At 64.2% G+C, this 15128-nt stretch carries 16 protein-coding genes; all 16 read right to left on the bottom strand.

Features of this window, described 5'->3' with window-relative positions:
- Nucleotides 1-6: 6 nt before the first annotated feature.
- Nucleotides 7-858 (bottom strand): lysophospholipid acyltransferase family protein, encoded by an 852-nt coding sequence (locus BMZ48_RS10010; protein WP_091534748.1) that lies wholly within the window; start codon nucleotides 856-858, stop codon nucleotides 7-9.
- A gap of 156 nt (nucleotides 859-1014) precedes the next feature.
- Nucleotides 1015-1425, bottom strand: a complete 411-nt coding sequence (locus BMZ48_RS10005; protein WP_091534607.1) for a CBS domain-containing protein — start codon at nucleotides 1423-1425, stop codon at nucleotides 1015-1017.
- An 11-nt stretch (nucleotides 1426-1436) separates the two neighbouring features.
- A complete protein-coding gene (locus tag BMZ48_RS10000) occupies nucleotides 1437-1622 on the bottom strand; it encodes a hypothetical protein (RefSeq protein ID WP_091534605.1) in 186 nt (61 codons plus the stop codon).
- 93 nt (nucleotides 1623-1715) lie between these two features.
- On the bottom strand, nucleotides 1716-2939 hold the full coding sequence (gene nqrF, locus BMZ48_RS09995; RefSeq protein ID WP_091534603.1) for an NADH:ubiquinone reductase (Na(+)-transporting) subunit F: 1224 nt from the start codon (nucleotides 2937-2939) through the stop codon (nucleotides 1716-1718).
- A gap of 12 nt (nucleotides 2940-2951) precedes the next feature.
- Entirely contained in the window at nucleotides 2952-3560 is a 609-nt protein-coding gene (gene nqrE, locus BMZ48_RS09990) for an NADH:ubiquinone reductase (Na(+)-transporting) subunit E (RefSeq protein ID WP_091534600.1), read from the bottom strand.
- Between the two features lie 2 nt (nucleotides 3561-3562).
- Entirely contained in the window at nucleotides 3563-4234 is a 672-nt protein-coding gene (locus BMZ48_RS09985) for an NADH:ubiquinone reductase (Na(+)-transporting) subunit D (protein ID WP_091534598.1), read from the bottom strand.
- A 2-nt stretch (nucleotides 4235-4236) separates the two neighbouring features.
- Nucleotides 4237-5040: a Na(+)-translocating NADH-quinone reductase subunit C gene (locus BMZ48_RS09980; protein WP_091534595.1), complete on the bottom strand. Its 804-nt coding sequence runs from the start codon at nucleotides 5038-5040 to the stop codon at nucleotides 4237-4239.
- A gap of 22 nt (nucleotides 5041-5062) precedes the next feature.
- The gene (locus BMZ48_RS09975) at nucleotides 5063-6280 is read right to left on the bottom strand and encodes an NADH:ubiquinone reductase (Na(+)-transporting) subunit B (protein ID WP_091534593.1); all 1218 of its coding nucleotides are present in this window, start codon (nucleotides 6278-6280) and stop codon (nucleotides 5063-5065) included.
- Nucleotides 6281-6466: 186 nt separating this feature from the next.
- A complete protein-coding gene (locus BMZ48_RS09970) occupies nucleotides 6467-7822 on the bottom strand; it encodes a Na(+)-translocating NADH-quinone reductase subunit A (RefSeq protein WP_234981601.1) in 1356 nt (451 codons plus the stop codon).
- Between the two features lie 113 nt (nucleotides 7823-7935).
- Complete coding sequence (locus BMZ48_RS09965; RefSeq protein ID WP_091534591.1) at nucleotides 7936-9390, bottom strand: NADH-quinone oxidoreductase subunit N; 1455 nt, start codon at nucleotides 9388-9390, stop codon at nucleotides 7936-7938.
- Nucleotides 9387-10925: an NADH-quinone oxidoreductase subunit M gene (gene nuoM, locus BMZ48_RS09960; protein ID WP_091534743.1), complete on the bottom strand. Its 1539-nt coding sequence runs from the start codon at nucleotides 10923-10925 to the stop codon at nucleotides 9387-9389. Before nuoM ends, BMZ48_RS09965 begins: the two co-directional genes overlap by 4 nt.
- Nucleotides 10922-12745 carry an NADH-quinone oxidoreductase subunit L gene (gene nuoL / locus BMZ48_RS09955; protein ID WP_091534589.1) on the bottom strand — a complete coding sequence of 608 codons (1824 nt, stop codon included), beginning with the start codon at nucleotides 12743-12745 and terminating at the stop codon, nucleotides 10922-10924. Before nuoL ends, nuoM begins: the two co-directional genes overlap by 4 nt.
- The gene (gene nuoK / locus BMZ48_RS09950) at nucleotides 12742-13050 is read right to left on the bottom strand and encodes an NADH-quinone oxidoreductase subunit NuoK (protein WP_091534586.1); all 309 of its coding nucleotides are present in this window, start codon (nucleotides 13048-13050) and stop codon (nucleotides 12742-12744) included. The genes nuoL and nuoK overlap by 4 nt, the downstream gene beginning before the upstream one ends.
- Nucleotides 13047-13553, bottom strand: a complete 507-nt coding sequence (nuoJ, locus tag BMZ48_RS09945; RefSeq protein ID WP_091534583.1) for an NADH-quinone oxidoreductase subunit J — start codon at nucleotides 13551-13553, stop codon at nucleotides 13047-13049. Before nuoJ ends, nuoK begins: the two co-directional genes overlap by 4 nt.
- Entirely contained in the window at nucleotides 13550-14152 is a 603-nt protein-coding gene (nuoI, locus tag BMZ48_RS09940) for an NADH-quinone oxidoreductase subunit NuoI (protein ID WP_091534581.1), read from the bottom strand. Before nuoI ends, nuoJ begins: the two co-directional genes overlap by 4 nt.
- Nucleotides 14149-15117 (bottom strand): NADH-quinone oxidoreductase subunit NuoH, encoded by a 969-nt coding sequence (nuoH, locus tag BMZ48_RS09935; protein WP_091534740.1) that lies wholly within the window; start codon nucleotides 15115-15117, stop codon nucleotides 14149-14151. Before nuoH ends, nuoI begins: the two co-directional genes overlap by 4 nt.
- Between the last annotated feature and the right edge of the window lie 11 nt (nucleotides 15118-15128).

The raw sequence follows: 15128 nt of genomic DNA, 5'->3' as shown, positions 1-15128 counted from the left end.
GCGGCCTCAAAAGATCTGCTGGCGTTCCTTGAGCCCACGTGCGATCAGCTCGCGGATGCGCTCCTTGACCTGCTCGACGCGTGCATTCACCTCTTCCTCGCTCTTTGCGCTACCCTCGAAGACCATCGGCTCGCCGAAGTACAGATAGACGCGTGCCGGCAAGGGCAGCAAGGGCCCCAGTGGGACGTAAGGCAGCCCGAGCAGCCGCGCCAGTGGCGCGATGTTGGCAAACGACGGCATGGTCTCCTCGCAGCCGACGACACCGACCGGCACGATCGGTGCCCTGTGCTGCAAGGCCAGGTGCATGAACCCGTTGCCGAAGCGCTGCAGCTGGTAACGCTGCTTGTAGAGCTTGCCGGAGCCGCGCACGCCCTCGGGGAAGACGATGATGGCCTCTTCCTGCTCGAGCATCTTGCTGCAGTTGAGCGGATCGCCGATGACCGCCCCGACCGCGTTCAACCAGTTGCCGAGCCAGGGCACGGTGGGGAAGAAACGTTCGATCATCGCCCGCGCGGCACGCGGCCCGTGCGGATTGGTCGCCAGCGCATAGCCGATCAGCACACCGTCGAGTGGCAATTGCCCGGAGTGGTTCGGCACGATCAGCACTCGCCCTTGGGGCGGGACGTGCTCCAGCCCGTGTGCGGTCACACGAAAATAATGCTCGTACAGCCACCTGAAGATCCCGACCGCGAGCTTGGCGGCATTCTCGTTGTAGCCCCACGGGTCGTAGCCGAAGCTGCCGACTGGTTTGGGGATGCGCGCGAACAGCGCTTCGATCTCGGGAGTGACCAGACGCCGGTACAGCGCCTCGCCGGGATTGACGCTGGCCAGCTGCTTGAAGATATCGACCGTGCTCATGGATGCCGTGATGGCCGGATCAGAAAACGCCAGCGCCTGCTTGAACCGCAAACGGCGCTAACGGTATGCGAAATCATCATCGGCGAAAAGACCACCGCGCCGGCACCAACCCGCTTCTGGCGGAAGCCGCCAGCCGCAGCGCGCGGCGGCGCGCCATCATGCGTTGGAACTGTCGTTGATCGCGTCGATGGCGCGCAGCACGTCGGTGCGCGAAATCAGACCGACCAGGCGGTTGTCCTCGACCACTGGATAGCGGCGGTAGGGCATTTCGAGAAACATCTTGGCGACTTCGAGGATGCTCGTCTCGGCATCGACGGTGACCGGATTTTTTGACATGAAATCACCGACGCGCCCCCCCATCACGCCGTGGTAACTGGCGTGGATCGCCACTTTCAGGCAATCGTGCTCGGAGAGAATGCCGACGATGTTGCCGAGATTGTCGAGAACCGGTGCGCCGGAATAGCCCTTTTCGCAGAGCAGGTGGATCGCCGTCATCACGTCCATGTCCGGAGTGAACGTCAGCAGGCTCTCCGCCATGTAGTCTCTCACCGAGATCGAATGCAGCATGCAAGCCCCCTTCAACGCCGCGACGACGGCTCGCCGCAACCTTGCGTCTTGCCACAGACCTCGCAGGTACCGCCGGTGAAGGCGGCCTGGCTGGCGCAAGTTCCCTTGAGCTCGCGCCCACGCACGAGCCAGCCGATCCCGAGCCCCAGCAGCGCGAGGCTGAACAACACCAGGACAACGAGAAAGGTGGCCAGCATGGCGTGAGTGTCGCGCCAGTCAATCGCGCTTGCAAGGCATCCACCCGGGCAGCAGACACCTGCCGGCCGTGGCTGCTGCGGATCTGCGCGCGCTCATCCGCCGAAGTCGTCGAGCATGATGTCCTTACGCTCGACGCCGAGATCCAGCAGCATCTTGATCACGGCCGCGTTCATCACCGGCGGACCGCACAGGTAGTACTCGCAGTCTTCCGGCGCCTTGTGGTGCTTGAGATAGTTCTCGTACAACACGGTGTGGATGAAACCCGTGTAGCCGGTCCAGTTGTCCTCCGGCAGGGGCTCGGACAGCGCCACATGCCAGGTAAAGTTGGGGTGCTCGGCCGCGAGCCGGTCGAAATCCTCGACGTAGAACATCTCGCGCTTGCTGCGGGCGCCGTACCAGAACGTGATCTTGCGCTGCGTCTTGATGCGCTTGAGCTGATCGAAGATATGGCTGCGCATCGGCGCCATGCCCGCACCGCCGCCGACGAAAACCATCTCCTTGTCGGTGTCGCGGGCGAAAAACTCGCCAAACGGGCCGGAAATCGTGACCTTGTCGCCCGGTTTGAGGCTGAAGATGTAGCTCGACATCTTGCCGGGTGGGACATGCGGCATCTTGGGCGGAGGACTGGCGATCCGCACATTGAGCATGATGATGCCCAGCTCCTCTGGGTAGTTGGCCATCGAGTAAGCGCGTTCGACGGGCTCGGTGACCACCGACTCGTACTGCCAGAGATTGAACTTGTCCCAGTCACCGCGAAACTGCGGCTCGATGTCGAAATTCTTGTATTCCACGACATGCGGCGGACATTGGATCTGGATGTAACCGCCGGCGCGGAAGTTCACACGCTCGCCGGGCGGCAGCTCCAGTACCAGTTCCTTGATGAAAGTGGCGACATTGCGGTTGGAGCGCACCGTGCACTCCCATTTCTTGACCCCGAAGACGTGCTCCGGGATCTCGATTCTCATGTTCTGCTTGACCGCCACCTGGCACGACAGACGATGACCCTCACGCGCCTCGCGCTTGGTGATGTGGTTGAGCTCGGTGGGCAGAATGTTGCCGCCGCCTTCGAGCACCTTGACCCGGCACTGCGCGCAGGAACCGCCGCCGCCGCAGGCCGAGGGTACGTATAGCCCGCATCCGGCGAGCGTCTGCAGCAGCTTGCCGCCGACCGGCACTTCCAGTTCGCGTTCGCCGTTGATGAGGAGCTTGACGTTACCCGCCGGAACCAGCTTGTCCTTGGCAACCTGGATCACGAGAACGAGCGTCAAAATGACGCCGACGAAGACGGCGACACCCAGGCCGATTTCGAGAAGCATGTCGAGTGCGTCCTAGAGCTGAAGACCGGAGAAGGCCATGAAGCCGAAAGCCAGAAGACCCGCAGAGATGAAGGCGATGCCCAGACCCTGCAGTCCGGCCGGCACATCCGAATACTTGAGTTTTTCCCGCACCCCGGCGAGCAGCACGATCGCCAGCGCCCACGACGCCCCCGAGGAGATGCCGTAGACACAGGCCTCGGCGAACGTGTAGTCGCGCTCGACCATGAACAGCGTGCCACCGAGGATCGCGCAATTGACCGTGATCAGGGGCAGAAAGATGCCGAGCGCGTTGTAGAGTGCCGGGACGTACTTGTCGAGGGTCATCTCGAGAATTTGCACGCTCGCGGCGATGACGCCGATGTACAGGATCAGGCCGAGAAAGCTCAAGTCCGTGCCGGGAAGACCGGCCCATTTGAGCGCATCGGGCTTGAGCACGTACTGCCACAGCAGATTGTTGAGCGGCATCGTCAACGACTGCACGGCAATGACCGCGATGCCCAGCCCCATCGCGGTCTCGATCTTCTTCGAGATCGCCAGAAAAGTGCACATGCCCAGAAAGAAAGACAGCGCGAGGTTCTCGACGAACAGCGAGCGGATCGCGAGGTTGATGTAGTGTTCCATGTTCAGTGCGCCTCCACGCCGTGGATCTGACCGGCCTGGATCCGGAACGCGGGCTTTTCCTGCTGCTGCGGCTTCCACGTGCGCACCGCCCAGATGATCATGCCGATCAGGAAGAACGCCGACGGCGGCAACAGCAGCAGGCCATTGGGCACGTACCAGCCGCCTTGGGTCACCAGCGGCAGGATTTCCACGCCCAGCAGCTTGCCCGAGCCGAACAGCTCGCGAAACACGGCGAGCACGATCAGGATCGCCGAGTAACCCAAACCGTTGCCCAACCCATCGAGAAACGCCGGCAACGGCGGATTGGATTGCGCATAGGCCTCGAGCCGGCCCATGACGATGCAATTGGTCAGGATCAGGCCGATGAACACCGACAGCGGCTTGGATTGCTCGTAAGCCACGGCCTTGAGCGTCTGGTCGACGAGAATGACCAGCGTGGCGGCGATGGTCATCTGCGCAATGATGCGGATGCTGCCGGGCACGAAATTACGCACCAGGCTGTAAAACAGGTTCGAGAAAGCCGTAACCGCGGTCAGGCCCACGCACATGATCAGCGCGGTCTCGAGCTTGCTGGTGACGGCGAGCGCGGAACAGATGCCGAGCACCTGCAGGATGATCGGATTGTTGTCGGCGATCGGATCGAGCAGGATTTTCTTTGCGTTGACGTCAGCCATATTCATTCACCTCCGGCCGTGCGCACGGCCGAGTGCTGGGCGGAGAGCTTGCGCAAGAACGGCTTGAAACCGGCGTCGGAGAGCCAGTACTGGATCAGATAGGTCACCCCGTTGGAGGTCAGCGTCGCGCCGGCGAGCGCATCGACCTGATGCACCGCCTCGGGATTCTCCGGGTTGACGCCGCCCTTGACCAGATGCAGCGCGACCTTGCCGGATTCGTCGTAAATCTTCTTGCCGGTCCACTGCTTTTTCCACATTGGGTTGTCGACCTCGCCGCCCAGGCCGGGCGTTTCCGCATGCCGGTAGAAATTGATTCCGACGACGGTATTGCCGTCGGCCTCGACTGCCAAGAAACCGTAGAGCGTCGACCACAACCCGTATCCACTGATCGGCAGAATCACGGTGCGCGGCGTCCCGTCGGCGTTATAGAGGAAATAAACGGTCGCGTAGCGGGGCCGGTACTTGATCTTGGCGATGTCGGCGTCACCAGGGATCTTCTGCCCACCCTGGGCTGGATCCTTGGCCGCCGCGTACTGGTCGTAGGTCGCCGGATCGATCTGCTCGACGATCTCGCCGGTGTCGAGGTCTATCACCTTGGGCGTGATCTGCTTGAACGCCTGGTCGATATCCATGCCCTCCTGGTACAGACCGACCACGCGCAGAATGTTCTTGCGCTTGTCGTCGAGCTTGGCTGCCTGCTGCATCGGGCGCAGCGCGATTGCCGCTGCGGTCACCAGCATCGAGCAGACCAGGCACAGGACGAATGCGACCCACAACGCATAGGCCTTACTGTCTTTTGCTGCCATTGGAATGACTCCTGTCCCGGCGTCAGGTCGCCGCCAGACGCCGGGCACGACGCGCGACGTTGGCCTTGATCACCGCATAGTCGATCAGCGGCGCCACGATGTTGCCGAGCAGAATCGCCAGCATCACCGACTCGGGGAAGGCCGGATTGAGCACGCGCACGAGCACCGTCATCACGCCACAGAACGCACCGAAGATCCAGCGACCGGTGTCCGTGTGCGCCGCGGACACCGGATCGGTAGCCATGAACATCGCACCAAAGGCAAAGCCACCCACGGTCAGGTGCCAGTACCAGGGGAAGCTGCTCATCGGGTTTTTATCGGACCCGAACAGGTTGAACAGCAGGGCGGTGACGATCGCACCCAAAACCATGCCGGCGACGATCCGCCAGCTGGCGACGCCAGTGAGCATCAAGAACGCACCGCCGATGAGAATCGCCAGCGCCGAAACCTCGCCGATCGAGCCTTGCTCGATGCCGATGAAGGTGTGCATCCAGGTCAGCCCGGTCTCGCGCACGGCCTCGATACCGCCGAGCTTGGCGATGCCGAGTGTCGTCGCGCCGGTGAAGCCATCGACGGCGGTCCAGATCGTGTCTCCGGTCTGCTGCGCCGGATAGGCGAAATACAAAAAGGCCCGTCCGGTCAGCGCCGGATTGAGGAAATTCTTGCCGGTGCCGCCAAAAATTTCCTTGCCGATGACCGTGCCGAACGAGATACCCAGGGCAACCTGCCACAGCGGTACGGTCGGCGGCAGAGTCAGCGAAAACAGGATCGAGGTCACGAAGAAACCTTCGTTGATCTCGTGGCGGCGGACCGTCGCGAACAGCACTTCCCAGAATCCGCCAACGACGAAGGTCACTGCGTAAATCGGCAGCCAGTACCAGAATCCGTGCCAGAAACAGTCCCAGATGCTGGTCGGGTCGATGCCGACGCCGAACAGGTGCAGCAGCGCGCCACGCCAGCCGGCGATCTGGGTCTGCCCGAGCGCGATCAGTGCATTGTTGGCCTGATACCCAACGTTCCAGCAGCCGACGGCGATCGCCGGGAAAGTCGCCAGCCAGACGTAGATCATGACCCGCTTGAGGTCGATGCCGTCGCGCACGTGCGGCGCGACGCGGGTCACCTCGCCGGGCGAGTATGCAATCGTGTCGACCGCCTCGTAGAGCGGATAGAACCGCTCGAAGCGCCCCCCCTTCTTGAACAAGGGCTCGACGCGGTCGAGAAAAGATCGGAGTGCGGACATAACTAAACCTGCCTCGGTTAACAAGCGCCGGCTTGGTTACCGGCACCGTGCGCTCGTGAATCTTCTGCCGGACCATCCCGACCGGGATGGCACCGGACACGCATCCGGATATCGCAGGCCACGCACCGGCACGGACATCCGCGCCGGATAACAACGACCCTCACGCCATCGACCGGATGCGATCGCTCATCCCTCTTGCTCGATCTGCTCCAGATTCGCGCGCAGAATCGGGCCGTAATCGTGCTTGCCAACGCAGACAAACGAGCACAGCGCCAGATCCTCCTCGTCGAGCTCCAGCGCGCCAAGCGCCTGCGCCATGTCGGTGTCGCGCACCAACAGCGCGCGCAGCAACGGCGATATCAGGATATCGAGCGGCATGACCTTCTCGTAGTTCCCGATCGGAACCATCGCGCGCGGCGAGCCATTGGTCGAGGTATTCAGGGCCATCAGCCGCCGGCCGCGCGACAGCGCCGAGAAAAACACGTTGAGCGCCGAAAACCGCTCGCCGGCCGGATTGATCCAGCCGAGGAAGCGGCGCTCGCGGCCCTCGGCCACCACGGAAATCTGCGTGTGATACCGGCCCAGATAATTCCCCCAGCCACGCGCCTCGCGCCCACCGAGCACCGAGCCGGAGATCGGCCGCGACTCACCGGATTTGATCTCGCCGGTGATCAGCTCACTCAGACAAGCGCCAATGCGCGTGCGCAGCAGGCGCGGTCGCACCACCTGCGGGCCGCCGAGCGCAACGATGCGCGTCGGATCGATGCGGCCGGTCGTGAACAGCTTGCCGATCGCGATAACATCCTGCGGGCCGAGATACCAGTTGGTGCGATTCGCACCGACCGGCTTGAGAAAATGCATATGTGTGCCGACGAGTCCGGCCGGATGTGGACCCTCGAATTCCGCGATGCGGATCGATGCGAGCTCAGGTACCGGAATCGCGGCACCGGGTGCCCGACATACCCAGATTTCCCCGCACAGGCGCGACAGTACCGTCAGGCCGTTTTTGAAATCCTCTTCCTGGCCCTTGATGACGACCACCGGATCGGCGGCGAGCGGGCGTGTATCGATGCAGGGTACGAAGATCGCCGCAGGCGATCCGTCCACGCGCGGCACGCGCGAATACGGCCGGGTACGCAGTGCCGTCCACAGCCCGGACAGGCGCAGCTGCTCGCGCACCTCCTCGGCGGCAAGGCCGCCCAGCGCGGACGCCGGCCAGGAACGGAACGTCAGTTCTTCGTCGCCATCGATGCGGATCACGATCGACTGCAGCACGCGACGGGCACCGCGGTTGATCGCGACGATCTCACCGCTGGCAGGCGCGGTATGCAATACGCCCGGACGGCGCTTGTCCTCAAACAAGGGCTGGCCCAATTTGACCCGGTCCCCCACCTCGACATACATCGTGGGCTTGAGGTCGATATAGTCGGCGCCGACCACACCGACGGTCGTCACCGCAGGCGCGTCATAAACGGTCTGCTCGGGGACGCCCTGGATCGGCAGGTCGAGGCCCTTTTTCAGTCTGATGCGCGTGACATCCACGAGCGGGCCACCTGGATTCTGGGTTCGGGAAGCGCGCGAATTCTAGTCAATCGACCCCGTCGCCGCTACCCGACCCGGATCCGGCGCAGACGCTGCAAAAACTTCCGCTGGGGTCAGCCACTGCCGGCGAGGGCGCGGCTCACTGCTGCAGCGAGCGGCTGCGGCCAGATGCCGGCGCCGATCAAGGCCACCACCAGCGACACCAGCGCCACACTCGTTGCGACCGCCGCCTCGCTGAGCCGAGCCTCGCGCTGCATGCCACCGGGTTTGGGCAGGAACTGCACGATCGCCAGGCGCAGGTAATAGTAAAGACCGACGGCGCTGCCCACGATCACCGCGAGTGCAAGCATCCAGGCGTGTTGCTCGACAGCGGCGGCCAGGACGTAGAACTTGGCGAGAAATCCGACCGTGAGTGGCACACCGGCCTGCGCCAGCAGCATCGGCACGAACACCGAGGTCACCAAGGGACGCCGCCAGAACAGGCCGCGGTAATCGTAGAGATGGTCGGCGTCGTCGCGCGCCTGCGATCCGGACAGCGCGGCGACCGCCCCGAAGCTGCCCAGCGTCATCACGGTGTAGGCGGCGACATAGAACAGCACCGCCTCGCGCGCGACACTGCCGCCGACCAGAAACGGTACCAGCAGATAGCCGAAATGGGCGATCGAAGAGTATGCGAGCAGACGCTTGACGTTGTTCTGCTGCAAGGCGCCGAGATTGCCGATGGCGATGCTCGCCACGGCGAGCACGGATAGCATGTGCGCAAGCGCCGGGGTCTGCGCCAGCGCCGCGGCGTCGAGCCAGCGCAGCAGCGCCACCGCGACCGCGCCCTTGGACACCGCGGCGAGGAAACCGGCGACCGGTGCCGGCGCCCCTTCATAGACATCGGCCGTCCACAGATGGAACGGTGCCAGTGACAGCTTGAACGCAAAACCGACCCAGATCAGCGCCAGGCCGGCGTGGGCTATCGCGCGATCGGCGCCGGAAAGCGCCGCCACGGCAGCCCCGAGCGGGCCAAACTGCAGCCGGCCGGTCATGGCATAGATGAATGCAAAGCCGAGCAGCAGCGTCGCCGTCGCTGCGGCCGACAGGATCAGATACTTGATGGCGGCTTCCAGCGGCCGCGCGTATCTGAGTGGGTAGGCGATCATGCCGAACAGCGCAATCGACAATGTCTCCAGGCCAAGCAAGAGGCTCGCGGCATGGCAGCTGGCGGCGAGCACCATCGCCCCAAATGCGGCAAGCAGCAGCAGCAGATACATCTCCTCGCGATAGCCGTCGTGATCGGCGAGATAGCCGTAGATCAGCGCCGTCGTCACCGCGCCGGCGGCAGCGATCAAGGCCATCACCCAGCGCGCGTAATCGTCGATGAGCAGCAGCGGCGTCACCTCAGTGGCGCGCTCGGGCATCAGGCTCACGATGCAGGTCAGCACAAACCCGAGGGTCGTCAGCTGTGCGATGGCGCGGTGGTTGCGCGTGCCGGCGATCACCAGCATGACGATGACGATGCCCACAGCCATCAGGATCAGCGGCGCAGCCGCCCACAGCTGCGCATCGAGGGTCGTGTTCATCGCACCGGTACTCCGAAGGCATACCACTGCCCGATCTGCTCAAGCGGCGCACGCACCAGATCGAGCACCGGCTGCGGGAACAGGCCGAGCGCGAGCAAGGCGAGCATCAGCGCCGCCATCATCGCGGTTTCGCGCGCCGTCAGATCCTCGATCGCATGCGCATCGGCGGGCGGTCCGTGCAACGCGCGCTGTACCAGATAAAGCGCGTATACCGCAGCGAGCACCAGTCCGCTCGCAGCGGCCGCGGTAATCCACGGCGCAACCGGGAAGCTGCCGGCGAGCACCAGAAACTCACCGATGAAATTGCCCAGCCCTGGCAGTCCCAGCGAGGCGAGCGCGAAAAACATCAACGCGGTGGCATAGTGGGGTGCGCGCTGCGCCAGCCCGCCCATGCGCGCGAGCTCGCGCGTATGCAGGCGTTCGTAGAGCTCTCCGCAGAGAATGAACAAAGCACCGGTCGCCAGACCATGCGCGAGCATGAGCACGACCGCACCCTGTAGCGCCAGCGTATTGCCGGCATAGATGCCGAGCAGTACGAAACCCATGTGCGAAACGCTGGTGTAGGCGACCAGGCGCTTGATGTCGGTCTGCACCAACGCCAGCTTGGCACCATAAACGATACCGGCGATGGCGAGCAGCATCGCCGCTGGCGCGAAATCCTGCGAAGCGTTCGGAAAAAGCGGCAATACGAAGCGCAGCAGACCATAGGCGCCGGTCTTGAGCAGCACGCCAGCCAGGTCGACGGAACCGGCGGTCGGCGCCTGGGAATGCGCATCGGGCAGCCACGGGTGCAGCGGGAACACCGGCAGTTTCACCGCAAAACCGATGAAAAAAGCCAGCATCAGCAGATACTCCTGCACCTGCGTCAGCGGCGTGTACAGCAGCTGGTCGTAATCGAAGCTCCACTGCCCGGTGTTCTGGTGATGCAACCAGACCAGCGCGAGGATCGCGACCAGCATCAAAAGCCCGGCCGCCTGCGTGAAGATGAAAAACTTGGTCGCGGCATAGACGCGGGAACGCCCACCCTGGCTCGAATGCCCCCACAGCGCGATCAGAAAGTACATCGGCACCAGCATCGCTTCCCAGAACACGAAGAACAGGAACAGATCGAGGGCCAGAAACACTCCGATCACGCCGGCCAGGTTCCACAGCAGATTGAGATGGAAAAAGCCCACGTACTGCTGGATCTCGCGCCAGGAGCAGGCCACCGACAGCACGCCCAGCACCCCCGTGAGCAGGATCATCAACAGGCTCAGCCCATCGAGTCCAAGATGCAGGCTGATGCCCCAGCGCGGAATCCACTCGGCGCGGAACTCGATCAACCAGCTCGGTGTGCCATGCGCTGGCACCACGCCCGGGACATCCGCATGTGCCCAGATCCACAGTGCGAGCGCACAGATCGCGGCCATCGACAGCAGGCCGATCCAGCGCGGCCAGGTCAGCGACAGGCGCTCCGCATACCAGGCCGCAACACCGCCGACGAAAGGAATCGCGATCAGCAGCGGCAGCAGCCATGCACTCGCGGCCGTCGTCATGTCCATTGCACGGCTCCGAGCAGCAAGACCATGCCGGCGGCCATCGCCGCCGCGTACCAGCGCAGTCGGCCGGTTTGCAGCCGCAGGACCATCCGGTGCAGTCCGCCCAGCCCTGCCACGATGACGCCATACCCGCGATCGACGAGATCGGCGCGATTGGCCGTGGCGAGGGCGTACAGTGGCCGCACGAACAGGCCGCCGTAGAGTGCATCGAATCCCCAGCCAGCCTGCGCGAGCCGGCGCAGCGCCGTCGGCTCGGGCGCCACCGCGCCGCGCCCGTACCAGCGCCAGGCGAGCGCGATGCCGGCAAGTCCGGCCGCCACCGCCACGATCGCCGGCCAATGCGCCGAGGGCGTCGGCGGATCGCCGGGCAGAACGCCGGCAAGCGGCAGGGCGATGGCCCCGCCCAGCACCGACAAGAGCATCAGCACGCCCAGCGGTACGCGCATGCGCCACAGATCCGCATCGTGCGCGTGAATCTTCTCCGCACCGAAAAACACGATGAAGACCAGACGGAACGTGTACAAACCGGTGAGAAAAGCGCAGGCGACACCCATCGCCCACCACGCCACGTGCCCGCTCGACCAGGCCCCGGCGAGAATCGCCTCCTTGCTCCAGAAACCGGCGGTGACGACGGGCAGCGCGGCCAGCGCCGCCCCACCGACGACGAAGGCAGCGAAGGCAAGCGGCAGCCTCCTGCGCAATCCCCCCATGCGGAAGATATCCTGCTCGTGGTGGCAGGCCAGAATCACGCTGCCGGCCGCCAAAAACAGCAGCGCCTTGAAGAAAGCGTGCGTCATCAGGTGAAAAATCGCCGCCTGCCAGGCGCCGGCACCCAAGGCCATGAACATGTAGCCGATCTGCGACATCGTCGAATAAGCGAGCACACGCTTGATGTCGGACTGTGCAAGCGCCGCGCCGCCGGCGAGCAGCAACGTCACAGCGCCGATCCAGCCGACCACCTCGAGCGCACCCGGGGCAACGAGGAACAGACCATGCAGCCGCGCGACCAGATAGACGCCGGCCGTGACCATCGTCGCCGCGTGGATCAGTGCGGAGACCGGCGTCGGGCCCGCCATCGCATCCGGCAGCCAGGTCTGTAGCGGCAGTTGTGCGGACTTGCCGACCGCCCCCCCCAGAATGAGCAGCGCGATCAGCGTCGGCATGTACGGCTCGGTGCGCCATGCCGCCGCTGCCGAGGCGAGGATGACTTCGATGTCGAGCGTCTTGAGTTCGCGGTAGAGGAGAAACAGGCCGATGGCCATCGCGGTGTCACCGACGCGCGTGGTGATGAAGGCCTTGCGCGCCGCCGCACCATTGGCCGGATCCTGGTGCCAGAACCCGATCAGCAGGTACGAGCACAGGCCCACGCCCTCCCAGCCCAGATACAGCAGCAGCAGGTTGTCGGCGAGCACCAGCAACACCATCATCGCGACAAACAGATTCATGTACGCGAAGAACGCGCGGTAGCCGGGGTCGTCGCGCATGTACCCGGAGGCATAGCCATGAATCAGCGCGCCGACACCGGTGATGACGCCGAGCATCGTCAGTGCCAGGCCGTCGAAATGCAGCGCGATACGGGGCGTGAAGCTCTCCAGTTGTATCCAGGACCATAGCACCTGGGTGAACGGCTCAGGTGACTGCAGCCAGAGCCCGCCGATCAAGGCCGTGAGCAGCGCACTGCCGACGACCGACCCGACCCCCAGCAGCGTCACCAGGGCCTTGGGCACACCACGCCAGAGCAGCAGAACCGTCGCGCTCGACAGCGGCAGCAGCACGACCCAGCACAGCAGTTCCTGATAGTCCGGTATGGCGCTCATGCCTTCATTCCGCTGATGGCATCCGGATCCAGTGTCTTCAAGCGCAGATGGATCTGCAGCAGCAGCGCAAGGCCCACGGCGACTTCGGCGGCGGCCAGCGTCAGCACCAGCACGAACATCACCTGCCCGTCCGCCTGTGCCCAGCGGCTACCGGCCGCGACGAAGGCAAGCCCCGCCGCATTGAGCATGATTTCCAGGCACATCAGCGAGAACAGCAGGCCGCGCCGCACGAGCAGACCCACGAGCCCGAGCGCGAACAGCGCCGCGCAGACTCCCAGCACATGACCCAATGGCACGACGCTCATGGCGCAGTGCTCCGCGCCGGTTCGCGGCGGCCGATGTGATAGGCAGAGATCAGGCCGGCCAAAAGCAGCATCGAACCCAGTTCCACGGCGAGCAGATAAGGCCCGAACAGGGCGATGCCCACCGCCTTGGCATCGACCTCGTGTGTGCCCGTAAGCGCCGGCTGGGCGAGCACACTCATGAGCAACTGCGCCAGCAGCACCGCGCACAAAACGCCCGGGCCGATCCAGTACCCGGGGCGCAGCCATTGCCGTTCGTGCTCGGCCACGCCGGGGCCGAGATTCAGCAGCATGACCACGAACACGAACAACACCATGATCGCGCCGGCGTAAACCATCACCTCGAGCATCGCGGCGAACGGCGCGCCGAGGGCGAGCATCGTCGCCGCCACCGCCAGCAGCGAGACGATCAGATACAGCAGGGCGTGCACCGGATGGGCCCGCGTGATCGCGAGCAGCGTCGCCGCCAGGGCGACGGCGGAAGCGACATAAAAAAGCGTGCTCACGGCAGCAGGCTCCGCGGATCCACCGGTGGCTCCTCGTGTTGCGCCGCGCCCTTGGGCTTGCCGGCGATGGCCAGGCCCGCGACCCGGTAAAAGCTGTAGCCGGGGTACTTGCCCTGGCCGGCAATCAACAGGTGCTCTTTCTCGTAAACCATGTTGCGACGGTCGTACTCGGCCATCTCGTAGTCCGGGGTGAGCTGGATCGCATAGGTCGGACAGGCTTCCTCGCACATGCCGCAATAAATGCACCGCGAAAAATTGATACGGAACCATTCCGGATACCAGCGCCCGTCCGGCGTTTCCGCCTTCTGTAGCGCGATGCAGCCCACCGGACAGGCCACGGCGCAGAGGTTGCAGGCCACGCAGCGCTCCTGTCCGTCCGGATCGCGGGTGAGCACGATGCGGCCACGGTAACGCGGCGGCAGATAGGGCTTTTGTTCCGGATATTCGATCGTGGCGCGCCGCGCGAACAGGTGCAGAAACACGCGCCACAACGACAGCAACTGGGTGAAAAACCCTTCGACGATCAACCGCAGCCCCCCGGGCGACACCGGCGGGGGGGGCACAGCGGGTGTCCCGTGCTCTTTGAGATGACGGCTCATGCACCGCTCCTCAACAGAACGAACGCGCCGGTGACCGCAGTGTTGAGCAAGGCGAGCGGCAGCAGCACCAGCCAGCCGAAGCGCATCAGCTGGTCGTAGCGCGGGCGCGGGATCGCGGCGCGCAGCAGGATGAAGAACAAAATGAATGCACCCGTCTTGAGCACGAACCACACCAGCGGCATGAATGACCATCCGGCGAGCGTGAGCCCCCAGGTCGGGCCGAGCCAGCCGCCGAAATACAGCGTGGTCAGCAGCCCAGAGACGAGAATCACCGCGACGTATTCACCGACGAAGAACATGCCGAACTTCATCCCCGAATACTCGGTATGGAATCCGGCGGTGAGTTCGTGTTCGGCCTCCGGTAAATCCAGCGGCAGACGGTGCGTCTCGGCGAGACCGGCGATCAGAAACAGCACGAAGCCGAGGAATTGCGGACCGATGAACCAGCCGTCCTGCTGGGCGAGCACGATGTCCTCGAGACTGAACGAACCGGCCTGAATGACCACGCCGAGCAGCGCCAGACCCATGAACACCTCGTAGCTGATCGACTGGGCGGTCGATCGCATCGCGCCGAGCAGTGCGTACTTGTTGTTCGACGCCCAGCCGCCGAGCATCACCGAATAGACGGCGAGCGAGGTCATGCCGAGCACGAACAGCACGCCGACGTTCCAGTCGCCGGCAACGGACACGCCTGGGGCGATTGGCACCACGGCAAAGGCGAGTAGAACGGTGACCATCACGATCGCCGGCGCGATGACGAATACCGGGCGATCGGCAAAGGGCGGGATCCAGTCGTCTTTCATGAAGATCTTGATCATGTCGGCAACGACCTGGCCAAGTCCGAGAAACCCGACCCGGTTGGGACCCCAGCGGTCCTGCCACAGCCCGAGCATGCGGCGCTCGACCCAGATCAGCAGCGCCGCCGTGGCAACGACGGCGAGCAGAATTGTGCCGATCAGAGCCATGCGCTCGCTGC

It is taken from the genome of Fontimonas thermophila (assembly GCF_900113085.1).
Classification (GTDB): domain Bacteria; phylum Pseudomonadota; class Gammaproteobacteria; order Nevskiales; family Nevskiaceae; genus Solimonas; species Solimonas thermophila.
The sequence above is the reverse complement of the archived record's forward strand: the minus strand, read 5'-3'. Positions and strand labels throughout refer to the sequence as shown.